The organism is Pseudomonas viciae, from assembly GCF_004786035.1.
Lineage (GTDB): Bacteria > Pseudomonadota > Gammaproteobacteria > Pseudomonadales > Pseudomonadaceae > Aquipseudomonas > Aquipseudomonas viciae.
Genome location: NZ_CP035088.1, coordinates 2,933,133 through 2,953,537 on the forward strand (window position 1 = coordinate 2,933,133; position 20,405 = coordinate 2,953,537).

The following is a 20,405-nucleotide window of genomic DNA, read 5'->3' on the forward strand; positions in this document are numbered from 1 at the left end:
TAAACGTCGTGAAAAAAAGATCAACGCCCAATCACCCGCGCCAAGTGTCGCCGTCAAGACGAGGTCGTGGGTGATGGCGGATCGAGCTGGCGACCCAACTCACAAATCAGCAGCGTCAGGGAGTCGGCGTTTCGAAGTATGACGTCGATGCGTTTGTCCGGTAAGTCCGGATCCAGGAAGGCATCGCGTGCTTCGTCCAGGGTCCTGGCGCCGGTTATTTTCAGGATTTCCTTCACGGTGTCCTTATACCGGCCGAAAAGATCCAGGCTTCTCGGCGCGTCGTCCTCGATATCCCATGCCGTAAACAATCGGGCTCTTGGCGTGGTCAGCGAAAGCACACTGGTTTGTTGATTTTTTAGCGCGTTGTATTTTCGTCGGCCTTCGTGAGTCGCCTGGGAAATCAGGTCCAGGAAGGGCATTGCGGCTTCCAGATAAACGATATCGATGGTGTCGAAAAGCTGATGGGAAATTTCGTGGATAAGGGTAGCGCCCTGGGCGTGAGCATCGACGTTAAAGGAGTCTGGTACCGCTTCCTTGTACCAATCCATCCCCATGTCGAAGAAAAGGTCGGTGAGGTAGATTGTGCCGGTTGCTTCAGGCTCCAGCACAAACGCAACCAGGTTATCGTCTGCTTGGCTGAGGGAGCCAATCACGACGCGCTTGGGGTTCTGCGAGTCCCAGGAGGGATCAGCCAACGCCCTGCATATCGGTGAGATCGCAGTATGTATCTTCTGGATAAGACTGACATCGACTTTTTTGACCCCGAAAAATGGCTTGAGAAAAGTATCCACTCGAGAGCCTGAAGGGACCCGTCGTTTGATTAGCGCGAGGTTGTGCAGGGCGTTGAACGAGTAATACCGCGCCGTTTCCAGGGCCTGCACGATCGCGTTTGCGCGGTGAGGATACTTTCTGCGTATTTCAGCCATGCCCCGCGCTTCGATATTCATTGCCAACGAAGCCTTGTAGTCACTGTAAGAGTTGGCCAGTGTCGACATCACCTTGCCGTAGCGAATGCCGTGGCGTTGTGGGTCAATCGTCCATTGTGGGCCGCCAGGCGATTTTTTCAGTATCGGGCCTTCTCCGTTCTCATGGACAACGCGCCAGACCTGATTGGTTTTCGCCACTTGAAAGACTTTGCCGGCAACATGGGCGTAGAGCTTGCCGGACGCTATCGATTTGTAGGTCCCCTCCACTGCGTTTCTCTGAAGATCCTGGAGGCTGATGCCGGTGGCTTCGAAAGCCTGCAGGTTGGTGCGCCTCGGGGCCGTGGAGGCAATCTCTTTCCAATGGGCGGGGGTTGCCACTGGGCCGTTTTGCGAGCCAGGACCTACCGGGGCGAGCAGGCCGAAGGTGTCGTCGGGATTCAGCGATCCCAGCGAGGCCATCTCGACGGCACCGGCGATGAAATCGTGCAAGCCGGCTTTCCAATCGTGCTCCTGCAGGGATTCGGCAGAGGCCTTGAAGTCCTGATAGCTTTCCCACAGCGTTTCGATAAACGTCAGTTTGCCCGGCAACTGCCTACCCACCAGCTTGACGCCAGCGCTGAACAGATGCCGAACCGTTTCCCAGTCGAACTGGCGTTTTTTGTTTGTTTGGGTGGTCAGCATGTCGGACAGCAACGTTGTGTTGTCGTCGAACAGCGTGTCGAGCAGGTTGGTCTTGATAGGATTGGAGGCCAGGGTGATTTCCGAGAGAGCCCCGGCCGTGGCGGCGAACAGGTTTTTGAATGTGGCTTGCTGGCTCTCGGGCAGTCGGCGAATCAGTAAATCCTGGAGCGCTCCCGGCGCATTGAATGCCGCTATCACGCTCGCTTCATCCTTGAACTCGGTGAAGTTCTGGCCGGCATGGTAGGGCGCATACAGCACATGGGGTGCCTTGGCGTCGGCGCTCGACCCGATCAGGTAAAGTCCCAGTGCTTTGACCGCAGCCGTGCCCCCGGTTTTAATCAGCTCCAGTGGACGAATCCACGCGCTGGCGCCTTCCACCGCTTGGCGAGCGATGGCATCCGGCATGTCCAGCACTTGGCGAATCAAGTCGAACGCCGTCGGTGAAAGATGCTGTTGCAGGTGCCGTGCATGAGCCTGCTGCAACAATTGCCAGGGTATTTGCCGGCGGAACCGCTGCTTCCTTTGCTGGACGTCGGCGGCGGTCCCGGAAAGCTTGTCCAGTACGTGTTTTTTATAAACGCTGGGGATATCCAATGACAGCAGCATTTGCCTGACAGCCGCCTCGTTCAAGCTGTCCGGCAACTTCTGCCGGGAGGTGGAGGACACCTTGAAGCCGGTCATCTGGGTGACCTCGATATGATTCAGGGCAAAATCGGTCAAGGTGCATGCTGGGCCCGCCAGCGCCAGGTTCGGTGTGATCAGCAGGGTGGCGGGGTCGAGGCTTTTGTCGGCAAAGCGCGCGTCCAGTAGCGCTTTCAGTTTTTTACTCACATAGGCGTGCAGGGGCTCGACACCGTCGAGGTAATCTTTGCCATCGACCACGCTGTTTCGATATTGCTCAACCAGGTCAATGTGCAGGCGTTGATCTTCCACAGAGGCCGTGCCGAGCCAGGCGGGAAGTTTCTGTTGCCACCTGATGGCCTCGGCGATACGGCCGGCGCGTTTGAGATTGGTCGGTGCGCCTTCCTGGCGTATCGCCTCACGGCTTTTGACCAAGGCAGGCCCGGTCAGTTGCCAATCCCCGGCTTTCAACGTGCTCAAATAACCGTACTCGGCCTCGAAGTGTTTGATGAACGAACTCATCCGATTGAGCAGCACATTGTCTTCGATCAGTTCAAACGCCTCGAGCTGATAACGTCCATGGGGTTTGCGTTGAGCGGGCGTGAGGTTTGCCAGCCATCCAAAGCGCTTTTGTCCGTCGAGCAGGTGGCGGTTCAATTGCGTCGTGGCCAGCTCGACGGAGCTGAACACCTGCAAGCCATCGGCGGGCGTCCAGAGAATGCCCAGGCCCGAATATGGCGTATCCAACCCTCCGCGTTCAGTCAGTAAAAAACAATTGGCGAGGGGCAGGGAAAGCGTTTCACCTTCTGCGGTGTACGCCAGTCGCAATGAATAGACATCCGGTCGAAAGCCCTTCACCCCTATGCGTTGCTTGCGCTGCGGGTATTCGGGGTCGAAGGCAAACACGCTGCTGATGAGGTCGTGCGCGGCAGGGGGCAGTGTGCCATTGAGTTCCCTGAGCTCGGCCTCTGCCCGGATCCCCAGGGAAAAAACATTGGTCAATTGAGGCAGCAGGCCCCTCAGTTCGTTGCGCAGCAAGATTTCGTTGGACAGCGGCAGCTGTTTGAACAGGGTATTGAACGCGTCTTCGACACTGGCATAGCTCTTGACCTTGCGCTCCAAGGTGTCGGCCAAGTAGTTGGACGGTCGCATCTCTCCGTAAAAGGCCGGTTGCGTACCCCAGTGGCCAGCGGTTTTCTGCTTCAACAGGCTTTGGTTGATCAGGGCCCGGATGTCCAGGGCCTTGTCGATGAGCGTGTGGATGTCCACATCGCCCTGGCGGGACATCTCCAGTGCGTAATGAAGGTTCTCCAGTTGCTTGCCGATGATCGCGTTAGCCAACGACTCGGAGACTGGCAGGTTCAGCGACTTGCCCGACACTTGTGGCTCGTCAAAGCGCAGGAACCGGTTGCGCTCCTCCAGGCTCAGAAGGCTATAGAGCTCTTCCTTGCGCACCGTACTGGTGGGGGTGCTGAGCAGCGCATCCTTGAAGCCCAGGTAGTTGGCCACTTTCTGCAGGCCATGGCTGGGGGTATAGAGGTAGTGGTGGCGGCCGCTGATCATCAAGGAACCTGCGAGCTCCACGTAGAGCGGCTCATATTCCCAAAGACGAACCGTTTCGATAAACAGCAGCGCCTCATCCGCGCGCGACGGCCTGAACAGTCGAAGCAGTTCCCGGCTGTGTGCATCGGTCAGTTGCCTTTTCTCCCGCTGGATCAGGATCGTGGATTGCAGCGAATCCTTGATGACCTGGGCCAGGAAATCCCGGCGTGAAGTATGGAAGGGGCCCGTGGCGTCCCAATAGGTATTGATGCGGTGGCTGAGTTTGGGAATCAGGTTCCTGGCCGTGACCCTCAAGATGCTTTCCCACTGCCGGGTATTCTGGGGGGACGCGGTTATCCCAGGGTGAGTGAAGTCGACGTCATGCCCGCGAGGTCGTCCCTGATTGTGGAAGTAGAGCAGGACCGCGTCGCTCAGTGACAGGCTCCTGGTTACCTGGTTTGCCTGCGGATCACCCGTACTCAGTGTCACTCTGGCCTGTTTATGATCGAAGTTCGACAGCACCTCATTCAACACCTCGTCGAGCATTGAAGTCAGCGAGGGTAATTTGATCAGCTCATTCACCATTGCCAGGGCGTTGAGGTCTTGTGCGTGCTCAATGGATTCGACCTGGGTTTTGAACACGTCACCGTTGATGATCTGCCGGCTTTGGGTAAGGGTGGCTGCGCTGTTCAGTTCGGCGCGCTGGGCAATCGACAGGAGTTGAAACAGGTCGTCACGCTCTGTCGGGTGCGCCAGCATTTCGTCTATCCGCCTGGCGAGAGCGTCCGGGCTGTCGAACTTTTTGATTCCACCCAGCGGCGTGTAAAGGAACGCAGGCTTGGGGGCTGACGCCTTGGTGCCTGACAAGGCGCTGAGGGTAAAGCAGCCTGCCAGCGGGATGGGAGCCTTACCCTCGGCGTGCAACAGAATTGTTTCGGCGGACATCGCCGGTGTCTGCGCGACGCGTAGCATGTGGTTGGCCAGGGAAGTGTGGTGCAGCCAGTCGAGGTCGGCCTGGGTCAAGTCATTGGCGGCGGTCAACTCGTCCAGGCGCTTGGCGTCCAGCACTTGGGCAAAGAAAAGTGGCATGGTCTCAGTGGTCATCGTTGCTTCTCGATCAAGGCGCCGCATGGCGGCACATCGGTGGATGAAGCGGTCAGACTAGAGAGCGATGAATGAGCAAAGGTGGTACATAGTTACCGCACGAAAGTCTTCAGACCTGTCAGGCTCTCTGTGTGGGAGCCGAGCTTGTTCGCGATGACCATATGACTGAGGGACCGCTATCGCGAGCACGCTTTGCTCCCACGGCGAAGCAGTGTTTAATCACCGGGCTGGTCCTACGCTGTTGCTACCTCCAACAATCACTCTGGAGCTTCAGATGTCTGCGCTATCCGATCGTGCTGGTTCCACCCTGTCCTTTGATGCGTTGGTGAGTTTGCTGGAGAAGATTTTCCTGCGCCATGGCACGTCGGCCGAAGTCGCCCGGACCCTGGCCGAAAACTGTGCCGGCGCCGAACGCGACGGTGCCCATAGCCATGGGGTGTTTCGCATTCCGGGCTATGTTTCGACACTGAACAGCGGTTGGGTCAACGGTAAGGCCGTGCCAGCGGTCGAAGACGTCGCATCGGGTTTTGTCGCGGTTGACGCCGCAAACGGGTTTGCCCAGCCAGCCCTGGCGGCAGCGCGCCCATTGCTGGTGGCTAAGGCCCGCAGCGCCGGGATTGCGGTCCTGGCGATTCGTAACTCCCATCACTTCGCCGCCCTGTGGCCGGATGTCGAGCCGTTTGCCTACGAAGGCCTGGTGGCGTTGAGCGTGGTCAACAGCATGACCTGCGTGGTGCCCCACGGCGCCGACCGTCCGCTGTTCGGCACCAATCCGATCGCCTTCGCCGCGCCCCGGGCCGACGGCGAGCCGATAGTCTTCGACCTGGCCACCAGCGCCATCGCCCATGGCGACGTGCAGATTGCCGCCCGCAAAGGCGAGCTGTTGCCGCCAGGCATGGGCGTGGACAGCCTCGGCCAACCGACCTGCGATCCGAAAGCGATTCTCGAAGGCGGGGCACTCCTGCCGTTTGGCGGACACAAGGGCTCGGCGTTGTCGATGATGGGCGAGTTGCTGGCGGCGGCCCTGACCGGGGGGAATTTTTCGTTCGAGTTCGACTGGAGCAATCATCCCGGCGCCAAGACGCCATGGACCGGCCAATTACTGATCGTCATCGACCCGAGCAAGGCCGCCGGCCAGAACTTCGCCGAGCGCAGCCAGGAGCTGGTCAGGCAAATGCATGCCGTGGGGCTACGGCGGCTGCCGGGGGATCGTCGGCATCGCGAGCGCAGCAAATCCAATGAGCGGGGGATTGTGTTGGAGGAGCAGACGTTGGCGCAGTTGCGCGAGTTGGCGGGGCAGTAAGCAATTGTATTTTTGTGGCGAGGGAGCGTGCTCCCGCTGCGCTGCGAAGCAGCCCTCGCTTTTTTGCGGTTGTTTCACAACCGAGCGGGAGCAAGCTCCCTCGCCACGGATAACCGTCCTTCTGGGTGCTGCTTAACGCCGTCCGAGCAACAAACCCACCACCAGCCCGAATCCGGCGGAAATCGCCACGGTTTGCCATGGATGACCGCCAATATAGACTTCCGTGGCATCGACCATCGGCCGGGTGCGCTCCCGGGCGCTGGTGACCGAATCCAGGGCCTGTTGCAGTTTCTGGGAGATCTGGCCCCGCAGGTCTTCGGCGTCCTCGCCGACCAGTGACGCGCTGCTCTTGAGCAGTTTTTCCGATTCCTCAATCAGTGCCTTCAGTTCGCTGAAGGCTTGATCCTTGATTTGCTCTCCGTTTTGCACGGTGGTTTTACGAGCCATTGAGGTACTCCTTGGTGATGATGGCAGTGAACAATGGAGTGTTGCGTTCGGGCAAAAGTTGCAGGGCGTGACGCTGGCAGCATACCCCTGAACAAATCGTGGTTAAGACGTTTCTCTGCAAGGTGTAAGATGGCGCCTATTTACGCAACAGGTAATTCCCATGAGTTTCAATCTGGCTGACAAGCCCCTGGCCGAGCGTGCGGCGCTGGAAGACGAAAAATCCCGACTCTTTGAGCTGTGGCAAAACAATTTGGGCAAGGCCAAGGGCGACGCTGCCCGGCTGTTTGGCGAGCGCTCCAAGCGCAAGGGCAAGTGGTCTGAGTGGGTGCGCTCGGAACTGGACGGCATGTCGCCGCCGGAATACGCCAACATGGTGCGCAGTGAAGTCAATCGCCTGATGGCCGCCAACAAGTAAACCCTACGTGAAGGTTGCGACAATCGCCTCGCGAACCTTGACCATCGCGGGATCCATTTGCGTGGGGGTTCGCCAGCCCAGTTCGATCGGGTAGTGCGGCAAGGCGAGGGGGCAGGGCAGCACTTCCAGGCCGCTGAGGGATGCGATGGCCCGGGCGGCATGGGCCGGAATGGTCGCCACCGCCTGGCTGCCCTTGAGCAGGAATGGCAGCGCGGCAAAGTGGGTGGTCGAGGCGCACACCCGCCGGCTCAGACCGAGCCCGGCCAGCCCTTCGTCGGTGATGCCGATAAAACCACCCGACGACACCAGCACATGTTCACGGGCCACGAACGCTTCCAGGGAGAGGGTGTGCTGGCCCTCCGTCAGGCTGGCCGGGTCCACCAGGCAGGCGTAGTCGCCTTCGCCCAATACCTGGCGGCTGAGCAAGCGCTGGGCGAAACCTCCCGCCGTGATCGCCAGGTCGAGGTTGCGCTCCATCAGGGCCTGGCCGACGATCTGGCTGTGGGTCTGGCGAAAAATCAAGCGTAACCCCGGCGCACGTTGTGCCACTTCCTCAATCAGACGTCGCCCGTGGGCAATTTCGAAATCGTCGGACAGCCCGACGATGACCGAGCGGCCTTGGTAATGGCTGACATGGGGATCGACCATTGCCAGGCTCTGGCGGCATTTGTCCAGTGCTTCGCTGATCACCGGCTTCAACTGATTGGCCCGCAGTGTCGGTGCCAGGCCGCGCCCGGTGCGCACGAATAATTGATCACCATACAGGTTTCGAAGCCTGCGCAGGGCTGCGCTGATGGCCGACTGGGTTACGCCCAGGCGCAACGCGGCGCGGCTGGCGCTGGATTCGTCATGCAGGGCTTCGAAGGTCTTGAGCAGATTGAGGTCGACATTGGCGATATTCATAAGGCTCATATCATTTAGCAGCATTCGGGGCTTTGTTCATGATCGGCTGACACCTGAGAATCAGCAACACCTGATGACCACGGAGTTGAAAGCCATGCCCAAATCCATTGTCGCTGCCCTGCAGATCGGTTCGTTGCCCGGCGGCAAGGACGAGACCCTGGCGCAGATCCTTTCCTATGAAGACGCCATCCGCCAGGCCGGCGCCCGTTTGGTGGTAATGCCCGAAGCCTTACTGGGGGGCTATCCCAAGGGCGAGGGGTTCGGGACTCAACTGGGTTACCGACTGCCCGAGGGGCGCGAGACGTTTGCCCGTTATTTTGCCAATGCCATTGACGTGCCTGGCGCCGAAACCGAGGCGCTGGCCGGACTTTCGGCCCGGACCGGGGCCAGCCTGGTGCTCGGCGTCATCGAGCGTGCCGGCAGCACCTTGTACTGCACGGCGCTGTACTTCGAGCCCGAGGCCGGCTTGGTGGCCAAGCACCGCAAGCTGATGCCCACCGGCACCGAGCGGCTGATCTGGGGCAAGGGCGACGGTTCGACCTTGCCGGTGATCGACAGCCAGGTCGGTCGTTTGGGCGCTGCAGTGTGTTGGGAAAACATGATGCCGTTGTTGCGCACCGCGATGTACGCCAAAGGCGTTGAGGTCTGGTGTGCGCCGACGGTGGATGAGCGAGAGATGTGGCAGGTGACCATGCGCCACATCGCCCACGAAGGCCGTTGCTTTGTGGTCAGTGCCTGCCAGGTCCAGGCCTCGCCACAGGCATTGGGCATCGACGTCGCCCATTGGCCGGCCGAGCGACCGTTGATTGCCGGTGGTAGCGTGATTATCGGGCCCATGGGCGACGTATTGGCTGGGCCACTGAAAGACACGGCCGGGTTGCTCACCGCTGAAATCGATACCGATGAACTGGTGCGGGCGCGCTACGACTATGACGTGGTCGGGCATTACGCCAGGCCGGATGTGTTCGAACTGGTGGTGGACGAGCGGGCCAAGCCCGGCGTGCGGTTTACCGCCTGATCACCAGGTGGCCGCGGAGCCCGGTAAGTCGAGGGTGCCGCGGTCGACGAAGCGCGTGGTGCCGAACACGCCGCCGGCGAGTTTGCCCTTGAGCACATAGGGCAGGTTATTCAGGCTTTGGGTCTGGCTCAGGCCCAAGGTCTGACGCAGCACGGAAAACGCCGAAATGCTCACCGGCACGCTCAGCACCGCTTCGGAAAAGCGTGGAATGGAACCGGCCTGGTCACTGACGCCCGATGCCAGCGTACGACCGTTGACCTCCAGGTCCAGGGCCACGCCGTTGTAGTCGATCGCGGTTTCGTTGGGGTTCTGCAAGCGCAGCTTCACGGCAAAGCGCATCTCCAGCTCCTGGCTGGGCAGTGGTTCGATGCCGACCACGTTGATATTCAACGGATCCCGGTGCGGGAAAAGGGCGCAGGCGCTCAGGCTGAGCAGTATCAGGAAAAGGGATAAGCCGAGGATTCTGCGCATGGATAAACTCTCAAGAGATGGAGAAAAACTCGGAAAACTGCGGGGTACGATAACCCACCGCGTTCTCAAGGCAACCGTAAACCCCTGTGGCGTGGGAGCAAGCTCCCTCGCCACAAAAGCGGGCTACACCCAGGTTACGCCCTTGAGCACATGGCTCCTGACAGTTTCTGACAGCGGCCTCTGCTAATCTGCGTCAACTTTTTCCTTCCGGATCGCCATCGTGTCGCGTACCACTCGGCTGCTCACTTTGCTGCAAGTCTTGCGGGGCAAGCGCTGCCCGGTCACCGCCGCGACATTGGCGGCCGAGCTGAAGGTGTCCGAGCGCACCTTGTACCGCGACATCGCCGAACTCACCGCCCTCGGTGCGCCGATCCAGGGTGAGGCGGGCATCGGCTATGTGTTGCGCAGTGGCCTGTTCCTGCCGCCGTTGATGTTCACTGCCGACGAAATCGAGGCCATTGTATTGGGCTTGCGCTACGTCGATCAGCGTGGCGACGATGTGTTGGGCAAGGCCGCCGCCGATGCGCTGGCCAAAGTCGCGGCGGTGCTGGCCCCTGACGTGCGGGACGCCTTGCGCAACCCGACGGTGCTGCCCGGTCCGCCTGGCTATGGCTATCCGCAGAATACGGTGGAGCTGAATGTCTATCGCCAAGCCATTCGCACGCAAGCCAAGTTGCAGATCGATTACGCCGACGTGAATAAAACTCCGAGCCAGCGCTTGATCTGGCCACTGGCCCTGGGCTTTTTCAATGAGGCGCGGGTGGTGGTGGCCTGGTGTGAATTGCGCGGTGCCTATCGGACCTTTCGCACCGACCGGATTGCCTCTGCCAGCGAGCAGGAGGAGCGGTATCCCGGCCGGCGCAGTGACTGGTTGCGTGCCTGGTTCAAGTTGATGGAACTGGATGAAACCGGGCGCTTCACTCCTGACAAAAACTGACACAAGGCTGTTCTAGCATGGAGCCAGATCGATAAAACAAGGAGCCCCACCATGTCCAATCCCGTCTCTTCCCTGGCCCCGGCCATCGCCGGCTACATTGCGGCCGCCAATGCCCGTGACAGTTCGGCGGTGACGCGTTTCTTCGCCGAGGATGCCAACGTATTCGATGAAGGCCAGCACCGTGTTGGCGCCCAGGCCATCGCCCAATGGATGGAAGACACTGCCCAGCGCTTCCAGCCCAGGGTGCAAGTGCTCAATGTGCAGCAGCGCACCGGCAAAGTGCTGGTGCATAACCTGATCTCGGGCACCTTTCCCGGCAGCCCGCTGGAGTTGCGCTATACCTTCCGGCTTGATGAGCAGGGCAAGATCAGTCGGTTGGATATCTCGGTTTAGTGTTCTGCACTTTGTCAGGTGAGCACTGTTGTGGCGAGGGAGCAAGCTCCCTCGCCACAGGGTTTTGTATTGTTTCATGGAGCCGGCGTGATCGCTGATCCTGCCAACATGGCATACTCCCCACCTTCATTTCCCGGACCTGGGCCGTATGACTTTCGACTCCCCCTTGAGTGCCTGGCAGCATGCCATTGAACACCACGGTTTTGTCCAGGACGAAGCCCAGGAGTTGGCCATCATGGCCCTGGAGCAATGCCACAAGGCGTTGCACGAGGGCCGTAAGTCGATCAAGGGCGTTTATCTCTGGGGGCCGGTGGGGCGTGGCAAGACTTGGCTGATGGACCGTTTCTACGACAGCCTCAAGGTGCCAGCCCGCCGTCAGCACTTCCACCACTTCATGGCCTGGGTGCATCAGCGCTCATTCCAGCTCACCGGTACGGCGGACCCTTTGCAGGCCCTGGCCCGGGAGTTGAGCGCAGAAGTGCGGGTGCTGTGTTTCGACGAATTGTTTGTCAGCGACATCGGCGACGCCATCATCCTCGGTCGGCTGTTCCAAGTGATGTTCGAGCAGGGCATGGTGGTGGTGAGCACCTCCAACCTGCCGCCGGAGGAGCTCTACGCCAATGGCCATAACCGCGAACGGTTCCTGCCGACCATCACCGCCATCAAGCAACACATGCAGGTCGTGCCGGTCAATGGATGGCAAGACCACCGCCAGCATCCGGGCCAGTTGCAGCAGCGTTATTGGCTGCGCGACCCCGGACAGCCCGAGCCGTTGAGCGATATCTTCGACCAGTTGACGGCAGGGCAGAGGCTGAGTCATGAACCGATTGCAGTCGGCCATCGTCAGGTAGAACCGGTCCAGGCCAGTGACACGGTGCTCTGGAGCCGTTACCCGGATCTCTGTGAACAACCGTTCTCGGCGCTGGATTTCATGGCCCTGTGCGATCGTTTCAACGTCATCCTGCTCAGTGATGTGCCGTGCCTGAGCGGCGAACAGCGCGAGGGGCGGATTGCCCGTGGCACGGAAGACGGTGTCGAGCGGGTTGTGGCCGGTGATCGCGAACTGCCACAATTGTCGGTGCATGATGACGGCGTACGGCGTTTCATCGCCCTGGTCGACGAATGTTATGACCGTAAGGTGCCGCTGTACCTTTCGGCCCAGGTGCCGATGGATCAGTTGTACACCGAGGGCTATCTGCAATTTCCGTTTCGCCGTACGCTCAGTCGCCTTCAGGAAATGCAAATGCAACGTTTTGGTCAGCCCGCCTGACTGTATCCCGCCGCCGGATCGAGCCGCCGGTACTACCGAAGTGAGATGGTAATGATCATGGAAGAAGCCAAGGACATTCTTGTATTGCAAGCGAGCTATACCAACCCGGTTCACGCTGAAGCAATCTGCCACGTGCTCAATGGTTATGCAGAGGATCCCATGGGAGGCGGCCACTCGCTGCCCGCCGAAGTGCTGCTGCACCTGCCCGAGGAACTGGCCAAGCGCCCCCATGCGTTCAGCGTGCTGGCTTTCGTCAATGGCGAACCGGCGGGGCTGGTCAACTGTTTCGAAGGTTTTTCAACCTTCGCCTGTCGACCTTTGGTGAATATCCACGACGTGGCGGTGATGAAAGAGTTTCGCGGGCTCGGGCTGAGCCAGAAAATGCTGCAGAAGGTCGAGGACATCGCCCGCCAGCGCGGTTGCTGCAAGATCACCCTGGAGGTGCTTGAGGGGAATGCCGTGGCCCAGGGTAGCTATGCCAAGTTCGGCTTTGCTGCTGGGATGTTTGACCCGGCCCATGGGCGTATGTTGTTTTGGATAAAGCCGTTGTGAAGGCTTTATGTTGGGTACATATCCATTTTCGCGGTAACGGCGGCTGACGGTGCTGTTCTTGCAGCGGGTCACTTTTGGATGAGCCGGAATGCCGCACCCGCCAAAAGTGACCAAAAACTTCTGCACAAGCGGGAGCACTATGTAGCCGGACCACCGCCATCGCGAGCAGGCTCGCCCCCACATGGGGCTGCGGGTGTTCTCAGCATCTGGACACGACGCAAAAACCTTCCTCAAAAAAACGGCGCTTCCCCAATGTGAGAAGCGCCGTTTTCCTTAAGTAAACAACACAGCCTGTAAAAGCAGGCCTCGCAGGTTCCGGTTATTTCTGCACAACCTCAGCCCGCGGCGCCTTGGGCTTCATCAAGCTGAAGTCGATCAGCCCTTTATGCTGACTTTCGTAAGGATTGCCGATCAACAGCGGCCGGGCCTTGAAGTCATCGCTGACCAGGCTCTTGCTGCGGTCCAGTTCATCGAAGCTCAAGCCGGCCATGTCTGCCCAGGTGTGAATCAGGTGAGAGCTGCTGTAGGGCCGGGACAGGTCGCCGGCAAAGCTCCAGTCATGGCTTTCGCGCCACTTGGGCGATGCCCAGGCCATGAACGGAATGGTGTACATCGGCGCGGTCGGTTTGGCTTCGTTGCGGCCCAGGGTGTTATGGCCCTGCGAATCGAACACGTCTTCACCATGGTCCGACAGGTACAGCAGGAAGCCGTTGGGGTCGGTCTTGGCGTAGTCCTTGATCAGGCTGGATACCACAAAATCGTTGTACAGCACTGCGTTATCGTAACTGTTGTAGGTCGGGACCTGATCGTCACTTACGCCGGCGGGCACGCCTTGGCGGTCGGTGAATTTGTTGAAGGTCGGCGGATAGCGGTACTGATAGCTCATGTGGGTGCCGAGCAGATGCACCACGATCAGCTTGCGCGGTGCGCTATCGGTCAAGGCCTTGTTGAAGGGCTCGATCACGTCGCCATCGTACTGCGCGGCGTTCTGGTTGCGGTTGTTGTTCAGGTATACCTGCTCATCGGCCTGTTGGGAGAAGGTCGTGAGCATGGTGTTGCGCTTGGTCATGGTCTGCTGGTTAGTGATCCAGAAGGTCTTGTAGCCGGCCTGCTTCATCATGCTTACCAGCGATGGCGTGCTCAGGTACAGGTCCGGGTTCTCCTCGTCAGCGAACGTCAGCACCTGCTGCAGTGCTTCGATGGTGTAGGGGCGTGGGGTGATGACGTTGTCGAAAACCGAAAGCTGGTCCTTGAGCTTGTCCAGCTCCGGCGTGGTTTCCCGTGGGTAGCCATAGAGGCTCATGCGCTGGCGGTTGGTCGATTCGCCGATGACCAGCACCAGCGTTGCCGGCTGGTTGGTCACGGTGTCCTTGAGGTTACTCAGGGGCTTGATCTTGCTGGCGCTGTGCAGCATGCCTTGCATGTTTTCCAGCTGTTCGCCGTAGCGACGATAGGCCACCAGCATCTGCCACGGCACGGCGGGCTCGATGCGATCTTCGAGTTTCTCCAGGCCCTTGGCGAAGTTGCCGGCTCGCAAGGTCTGCTTGACCAGTGGATAACCGACCACGGCCACGACGATCACGGCCGCCGCCACCCAGGCTTGGCCCCGAGGCAAGTACACAGGGCGCAGACGGGTCCAGAGCCAGTAACCGACGGCGGTGTGGGCCAGGAAGGCCGCGACCATCCACCAGGCAAAATACTGGGTCATGTACTCGCCGGCTTCAGACACGTTCGATTCGAACATGATGAAGATGACGCTCTGGGAAAACTCCTGTTGGTAAATGAAGAAATAACCCAGGCTGGCCATGGAGCAAGCCCACAGCACCACGCCGATCAAGGCGGCGAGCACGCGCGTGCGGGCGGGGAAGAGCAGCATAGGCGCCAACCACAGCGCACTCATCACGAACGCTTGGCGAAACCCGGTGAAACCGGAAGTGTCGCTCAGCAGAATGAGCAGTTGGGTGATGCCCGAGAAATACCAGAAGAACAGAAAAAGCCAGCCGAATCCGGCCCAGTCGAAACCTTTCGCAGTCGTTTTGCTGCGTTTGAACAAGCTCATCAAGCGCTCCAGCCGTTATCGACGAAGCCGTCGGCACCGGATTGGTGACCGTAGGCATACGCCGAGCAACCCTAAAAGGCCGGGAGTATCGCGGTAAGGGTGTGAAAAGTTTGTGATTTTTTTGGATACAAAATGCTGGCGCGGGCGCGAATGCACCAGAGGGATTTATCTGTGGCGAGGGGATTTATCCCCGTTGAGTTGCGCAGCAACCCTACTAGGGTAGGTACTTGGCCAGCCCGGCAGGCCGCGCACGCAGGTTCGGGACCGCTACGCGGTCCAGCGGGGATAAATCCCCTCGCCACACGTGCACATGGCAGGCTTACATGGAAGTGACACTGGCCTGGCCAGTGTCACGCGCTGGCGCTGTGCCTCTGGGACGCTTACCGAGCCACAGACTGGCTTTGGTGGGGTAGCTGGGAGTGCTGCAACTGCATGCGCAACTGCATCACTTCATCGAGCAGCAGATCACGCTCTTCTTTGAGTAGGCGCAATTCGTCGCGACGAATGGTCACGTAAAGGGTTTGGGGAGGACGTGTGGTAACGACAGGGCCCATTGCTCACCTCGCAAATGGCTACATCAACTATAGAGATGCCGCCAGCTTTTGGTCGACACCTCTACTATCGGCGCCGATTCTGATTTCTTTTGCTTGTGATTGGAACTTTTTTATTTTTCATGGTCGCTGTGTCTTCGGCCGGATCTGGAGCGTTATCCCTTGTGATCGCTCGAATTACCCGGAAACTATGCAGCAATGCTCTGGACTAACCTCCACTAGTCGATAGCGTTTCATCTTTGACACACCTTTATTTGTAGTAGGGAGCATCAGCACATGCAACTCGGGATTATTGGACTGGGCCGCATGGGCGGCAATATTGCGCGGCGCCTGATGCTCAATGGGCACACCACTGTCGTCTACGACCGCAATGCCGCTTTTGTCGAAAACCTGCGCCAGGAGGGCGCGATGGGCGTCGCGGACCTGCCGGCACTGGTCGCCGGCCTGGAAAAACCACGGGCAGTCTGGGTCATGCTACCGGCCGGCGCACCCACCGAAGACACCATCAACGTCCTCAGCGAACTGCTAGAGGCGGGCGATGTGATCATTGACGGCGGTAACACGTACTACAAGGACGACGTCCGTCGCGCCCAAACCCTGTCGGAGAAGGGCTTGAACTACATCGACGTCGGCACCTCCGGTGGCGTCTGGGGCCTGGAGCGCGGTTACTGCATGATGATTGGCGGTGACGCCGATGTGGTGAGGCGCCTGGATCCGCTGTTCGATAGCCTGGCCCCAGGCATGGGCGATATCCCGCGCACCCGTGACCGCAAGTCTGACGATGACCGCGCCGAACGCGGCTACATCCACACGGGCCCAGCGGGTTCCGGGCATTTCGTGAAGATGATCCACAATGGCATCGAATACGGAATGATGCAGGCCTTCGCCGAGGGTTTTGACATTCTCAAGACCAAATCCAGCGAAAGCCTGCCAGCGGAACAGCGTTTCGACCTGAACGTGGCCGATATTGCCGAGGTCTGGCGGCGTGGCAGCGTGGTTTCGTCCTGGTTGCTGGACTTGACCGCCGACGCGTTGGCCAATGATCCGCAACTCGACGGGTTTTCCGGCGAAGTCGCTGACAGCGGGGAAGGGCGCTGGACCATCGAGGCGGCCATCGAACAAGCGGTGCCGGTCCCGGTGCTGTCCAGCTCGCTGTTTGCCCGTTTCCGTTCCCGTCAGCAAAGCACGTACGGCGACAAGATGCTCTCGGCCATGCGCTTCGGCTTTGGCGGTCACGTGGAGACACCGAAAAAATGACCTCGATCGGCAGCAAATCCAAGGCAGAACCCGCGCCGCCGACCACGTTGTTTCTGTTCGGTGCCCATGGTGACCTGGTCAAGCGCCTGCTGATGCCGGCGCTTTACCATCTCGGTCGTGACGGTCTGCTGGGCGATGGGCTGCGGATCATTGGCGTCGACCACAACGCCATCAGCGATGTGGACTTCGCCAAGAAACTCGAGAACTTCATCCGTAGCGAGGCGGCGAACAAGGGCGGCGACCCCGACCGGGCGCTCGACCCGCAACTGTGGGCCAAGTTGGCCAGGGGCATCAGTTACGTTCAGGGTGATTTTCTCGATGACAGCACCTACCAGGCGCTGGCGGCGAAAATCGCCGCCAGCGGCACCGGCAATGCGGTTTTCTACCTGGCGACCGCGCCGCGCTTTTTCAGTGAAGTGGTCAGCCGCCTTGGTGCGGCCGGGTTGCTTCAGGAGCAGGAGGATGCTTTCCGCCGCGTGGTGATCGAAAAGCCGTTCGGCTCCGACCTGCAAACCGCCGAGGCACTGAATGCCTGCCTGCTCAAGGTCATGGGCGAGAAGCAGATCTATCGGATCGACCATTACCTGGGCAAGGAAACGGTGCAGAACATTCTGGTCAGCCGTTTCTCCAACAGCTTGTTCGAGGCGTTCTGGAACAACCACTACATCGACCACGTACAAATCACCGCCGCCGAGACCGTCGGCGTGGAGACCCGTGGCAGTTTTTATGAACACACCGGCGCCCTGCGGGACATGGTGCCCAACCATCTGTTTCAACTGCTCGCCATGGTGGCGATGGAGCCGCCGGCGGCATTTGGCGCAGACGCGGTACGTGGGGAAAAGGCCAAGGTGGTGGGGGCGATCCGACCCTGGTCGGTGGAACAGGCCCGCGCCAACTCGATACGCGGTCAGTACAGTGCCGGTGAGGTCGCGGGCAAGCCGGTCAACGGCTATCGCCAGGAAGCCAACGTGGCTGTCGACAGCAGCACCGAAACCTATGTCGCCCTCAAGGTCATGATCGATAACTGGCGCTGGGTGGGCGTGCCGTTCTACCTGCGCACCGGCAAGCGCATGAGCGTGCGGGACACGGAAATCGTCATCTGCTTCAAGCCGGCGCCTTACGCGCAGTTCCGTGATACCGAAGTCGACGAACTGCAACCTACGTACCTGAGAATCCAGATTCAGCCCAATGAAGGCATGTGGTTCGACCTGCTGGCCAAACGGCCGGGGCCGGCACTCGACATGGCGAACATTGAATTGGGCTTCGCCTACAAGGATTTTTTCGAAATGCAGCCATCCACCGGTTATGAAACCCTGATCTACGATTGCCTGACGGGTGATCAGACGCTGTTCCAGCGTGCCGACAACATTGAGAACGGTTGGCGTGCGGTGCAGCCGTTCCTTGACGCCTGGAAGCAGGACGAAACGATCCAGCCTTACAAGGCCGGTGAAGACGGGCCTTCGGCCGCCGATGATCTGCTGACACGCGACGGTCGCGTCTGGCACAGCCTCGGATGAGTGATCAGGTGAAACAACCCATCCGCTTTTTGCTCAGTGACATGGACGGCACATTGCTGCTGCCCGACCATAGTCTCAACCAACGTACCATCGAAGCCGTTCGCGCCTTGCGCGAGGCCGGTGTGCTGTTCAGTCTCGCCACTGGGCGGCCGCCCCGGGCGATGTTGCAACAGATCGAGGCCCTTGGCGTCGACCTGCCCACCGCTGCGTTCAATGGCGGCACCCTGGTTCATCCGGACGGCAGTTTCCTCGCCGTGCATTACCTGCCACCTGAGGCGGCCCTGACCACCCTGGCGCTGTACGCCGATCAGCCCGGCATCGAGGTCTGGGTATTTGCCGATGGCGACTGGCTGGTGCGTGACGCCAACGGGCCGATGGTGCCGGTGGAAACCCGCGGTCTGGGTTATCCGCCGGTACAGGTCGACAGCTTCGAACCCTACCTGGAACGTATCGACAAGATCGTCGCCACCAGCGCCAATACGGAGCTGTTGGTTGAGCTGGAAGGCCGGCTGCATCCGCTGCTCAAGGGCCAGGCCCAGGTGTCGCGTTCGCAACCGATCTATCTGGACGTCACGGCGATGAAAGCCAACAAGGGCGAAGCGCTGGCAACCCTGGCGGCGTTTCTGGACGTGCCGTTGGAGCAGACCGCTGCGATGGGGGATGGTGGCAACGACCCGGCGATGTTTCATCGTGCGGGTTTGTCGATCGCCATGGGGCAGGCGGAGGAGACGATCAAGCGTCAGGCCGATGTCATTACCGCCGCCGTTGTCGACGACGGCGCGGCACTGGCGATCGAGCGGTACATCCTGCCTCGATAGCGACCTTTTTAAGGGCTCCTGTGGGAGCAAGCTTGCTCGCTCCCACAGGCGTGTGGTTTACAACCAATAAGTCACTGCATACCAGCCCAAGCCACCCATCACCACGGTGTAGGGCAAGGCCATCCAGACCATCCGGCCATAGGACAGGCGAATCAGCGGTGCAATCGCCGAGGTCAGCAGGAACAGGAAAGCGGCCTGCCCGTTGGGTGTGGCGACGCTGGGCAGGTTGGTGCCGGTATTGATGGCCACTGCCAGGGTCTCGAACTGCTCACGGCTCATGTGGCCGGAGACGAAGGCCTGCTTCACTTCGGTAATGTAGATGGTCGCCACGAACACGTTGTCGCTGATGGCCGACAGCAGGCCGTTGGCAATGAACAGCATGCCCGGCTGTTGATCGGCGGGCAGGGCGAGCACCCATTGAATCAGCGGCGTGAACAAATGCTGGTCATGAATAACCGCGACCACGGCAAAGAACACCACCAGCAATGCGGTGAATGGCATCGCTTCCTTGAAGGCATTGCCGACACGGTGTTCATCGGTAATTCCGGTAAACGCGGTGATCAGCACAATCACCATCAACCCTATCAAGCCGACTTCGGCAATATGCAAAGCCAGGCCGGCGATCAGAATCAGCGCCGCGATGCCTTGTACTATCAGGGCCGCTCGCTGACGGGGGGTGCGCTGCTGATTGTCCTGTTCAGCAAAATTCGCCAGCACCGAGCGTACGTTATCGGGGAGCAGGACGCCGTAGTTGAACCAGCGCAGCTTCTCCAATGCCACACAGGTCACCAGGCCGGCGAACAGCACTGGCAGCGAAACGGGTGCGACTTTCAGAAAGAACTCTACAAAATGCCAGCCCATCTCATGGCCGATCAGCAGGTTCTGCGGCTCGCCCACCAGCGTACACACGCCGCCCAGGGCCGTGCCCACGGCACCATGCATCAACAGGCTGCGCAGGAATGCACGGAATTGCTCAAGGTCTTGATGGTGCAATGACGGCAGGTCGTGGTCCTCATCAATGTTGCTGTCCTGACGGGGGTCGTTGCCTGAGGCCACGCGGTGATACACAGCATAAAAGCCAACGGCGGCGCTGATGATCACCGCCGTGACAGTCAGTGCATCAAGGAACGCCGACAGGAATGCCGAGAGAAAGCAGAACATCAAGGACAACATTGCCTTTGACCGCACGCCCAGCAACAGGCGTGAGAATAAAAACAGCAGCAAGTCCTTCATGAAGTAAATCCCGGCCACCATAAACATCAACAGCAAAAGCACCGGAAAATTGTGCACCAACTCATCGTAAAGCGCTTTGGGCGTGGTCATGCCCAGTGCCACCGCTTGAATGACTAACAGCCCGCCGGGCATCAGCGGATAGCATTTAAGAGCCATGGCGAGGGTAAAAATGAACTCGACTACCAACATCCAGCCGGCAATGACCGGGCCAAGGGTCCACAGCACCACGGCATTGAGTATCAGGAAGGTGATAATGCACGCCTTGTACCAACGCGGTGAGTGCCCAAGAAAGTTGTGCGCGAACGCTTGAGCCATTGAACCGGACATCGGCTGCTCCTTTTAATTAGAAGCGCGCAACTTGCCGTAAGAAATGCGGAATATCAAGCG

Annotated in this window: 17 protein-coding genes; 10 read left to right on the forward strand and 7 right to left on the reverse strand. The window is 59.6% G+C overall.

Annotated elements, in window-relative coordinates; genetic code table 11:
- Positions 1–53 precede the first annotated feature (53 nt).
- Positions 54–4,874 (reverse strand): dermonecrotic toxin domain-containing protein, encoded by a 4,821-nt coding sequence (locus EPZ47_RS13390; RefSeq protein WP_135845209.1) that lies wholly within the window; start codon positions 4,872–4,874, stop codon positions 54–56.
- Between the two features lie 274 nt (positions 4,875–5,148).
- Between EPZ47_RS13390 and EPZ47_RS13395 the strand changes: the two genes are divergently transcribed.
- Positions 5,149–6,177 (forward strand): Ldh family oxidoreductase, encoded by a 1,029-nt coding sequence (locus tag EPZ47_RS13395; protein WP_135845210.1) that lies wholly within the window; start codon positions 5,149–5,151, stop codon positions 6,175–6,177.
- 132 nt (positions 6,178–6,309) lie between these two features.
- Here the strand turns inward: EPZ47_RS13395 and EPZ47_RS13400 are convergent, their stop codons facing one another.
- A complete protein-coding gene (locus EPZ47_RS13400; protein WP_135845211.1) occupies positions 6,310–6,624 on the reverse strand; it encodes an ElaB/YgaM/YqjD family protein in 315 nt (104 codons plus the stop codon).
- A 160-nt stretch (positions 6,625–6,784) separates the two neighbouring features.
- Between EPZ47_RS13400 and EPZ47_RS13405 the strand changes: the two genes are divergently transcribed.
- Positions 6,785–7,039, forward strand: a complete 255-nt coding sequence (locus EPZ47_RS13405; RefSeq protein ID WP_135845212.1) for a hypothetical protein — start codon at positions 6,785–6,787, stop codon at positions 7,037–7,039.
- A gap of 3 nt (positions 7,040–7,042) precedes the next feature.
- On the opposite strand, the gene EPZ47_RS13410 is transcribed toward EPZ47_RS13405, so the two are convergent.
- Positions 7,043–7,951, reverse strand: coding sequence for a LysR family transcriptional regulator (locus EPZ47_RS13410; protein ID WP_178084251.1), 909 nt, complete (start codon positions 7,949–7,951; stop codon positions 7,043–7,045).
- A gap of 85 nt (positions 7,952–8,036) precedes the next feature.
- Here EPZ47_RS13410 and EPZ47_RS13415 point away from each other — a divergent pair, with 85 nt between their 5' ends.
- On the forward strand, positions 8,037–8,960 hold the full coding sequence (locus tag EPZ47_RS13415) for a carbon-nitrogen hydrolase family protein (protein WP_135845214.1): 924 nt from the start codon (positions 8,037–8,039) through the stop codon (positions 8,958–8,960).
- On the opposite strand, the gene EPZ47_RS13420 is transcribed toward EPZ47_RS13415, so the two are convergent.
- Entirely contained in the window at positions 8,961–9,431 is a 471-nt protein-coding gene (locus EPZ47_RS13420) for an LEA/WHy family protein (protein WP_135845215.1), read from the reverse strand. It abuts the gene before it with no gap.
- A 220-nt stretch (positions 9,432–9,651) separates the two neighbouring features.
- On the opposite strand from EPZ47_RS13420, the gene EPZ47_RS13425 reads away from it, so the two are divergent.
- From EPZ47_RS13425 to EPZ47_RS13440, 4 genes are all read left to right on the forward strand, one after another.
- Positions 9,652–10,368, forward strand: coding sequence for a helix-turn-helix transcriptional regulator (locus tag EPZ47_RS13425; RefSeq protein WP_135845216.1), 717 nt, complete (start codon positions 9,652–9,654; stop codon positions 10,366–10,368).
- Positions 10,369–10,419: 51 nt separating this feature from the next.
- Entirely contained in the window at positions 10,420–10,761 is a 342-nt protein-coding gene (locus EPZ47_RS13430; protein WP_135845217.1) for a nuclear transport factor 2 family protein, read from the forward strand.
- 148 nt (positions 10,762–10,909) lie between these two features.
- A complete protein-coding gene (gene zapE, locus EPZ47_RS13435; protein WP_135845218.1) occupies positions 10,910–12,031 on the forward strand; it encodes a cell division protein ZapE in 1,122 nt (373 codons plus the stop codon).
- 57 nt (positions 12,032–12,088) lie between these two features.
- On the forward strand, positions 12,089–12,583 hold the full coding sequence (locus EPZ47_RS13440; protein ID WP_135847984.1) for a GNAT family N-acetyltransferase: 495 nt from the start codon (positions 12,089–12,091) through the stop codon (positions 12,581–12,583).
- Between the two features lie 319 nt (positions 12,584–12,902).
- On the opposite strand, the gene EPZ47_RS13445 is transcribed toward EPZ47_RS13440, so the two are convergent.
- Together EPZ47_RS13445 and EPZ47_RS30220 are read right to left on the reverse strand one after the other, a co-directional pair.
- A complete protein-coding gene (locus EPZ47_RS13445; protein WP_135845219.1) occupies positions 12,903–14,642 on the reverse strand; it encodes a phosphoethanolamine transferase CptA in 1,740 nt (579 codons plus the stop codon).
- A 380-nt stretch (positions 14,643–15,022) separates the two neighbouring features.
- On the reverse strand, positions 15,023–15,196 hold the full coding sequence (locus tag EPZ47_RS30220; RefSeq protein WP_178084252.1) for a DUF6026 family protein: 174 nt from the start codon (positions 15,194–15,196) through the stop codon (positions 15,023–15,025).
- Positions 15,197–15,469: 273 nt separating this feature from the next.
- On the opposite strand from EPZ47_RS30220, the gene gnd reads away from it, so the two are divergent.
- From gnd to EPZ47_RS13460, 3 genes are read left to right on the forward strand one after another with little or no spacing between them, the layout of a single operon-like run.
- Positions 15,470–16,450 (forward strand): phosphogluconate dehydrogenase (NAD(+)-dependent, decarboxylating), encoded by a 981-nt coding sequence (gene gnd / locus EPZ47_RS13450; protein ID WP_135845220.1) that lies wholly within the window; start codon positions 15,470–15,472, stop codon positions 16,448–16,450.
- Positions 16,447–17,967 carry a glucose-6-phosphate dehydrogenase gene (gene zwf, locus EPZ47_RS13455; RefSeq protein ID WP_135845221.1) on the forward strand — a complete coding sequence of 507 codons (1,521 nt, stop codon included), beginning with the start codon at positions 16,447–16,449 and terminating at the stop codon, positions 17,965–17,967. The genes gnd and zwf overlap by 4 nt, the downstream gene beginning before the upstream one ends.
- Positions 17,964–18,785 (forward strand): HAD family hydrolase, encoded by an 822-nt coding sequence (locus tag EPZ47_RS13460; RefSeq protein WP_135845222.1) that lies wholly within the window; start codon positions 17,964–17,966, stop codon positions 18,783–18,785. Before zwf ends, EPZ47_RS13460 begins: the two co-directional genes overlap by 4 nt.
- A gap of 57 nt (positions 18,786–18,842) precedes the next feature.
- Here the strand turns inward: EPZ47_RS13460 and nhaB are convergent, their stop codons facing one another.
- Positions 18,843–20,345: a sodium/proton antiporter NhaB gene (gene nhaB / locus EPZ47_RS13465; RefSeq protein ID WP_135845223.1), complete on the reverse strand. Its 1,503-nt coding sequence runs from the start codon at positions 20,343–20,345 to the stop codon at positions 18,843–18,845.
- Positions 20,346–20,405: the final 60 nt, after the last annotated feature.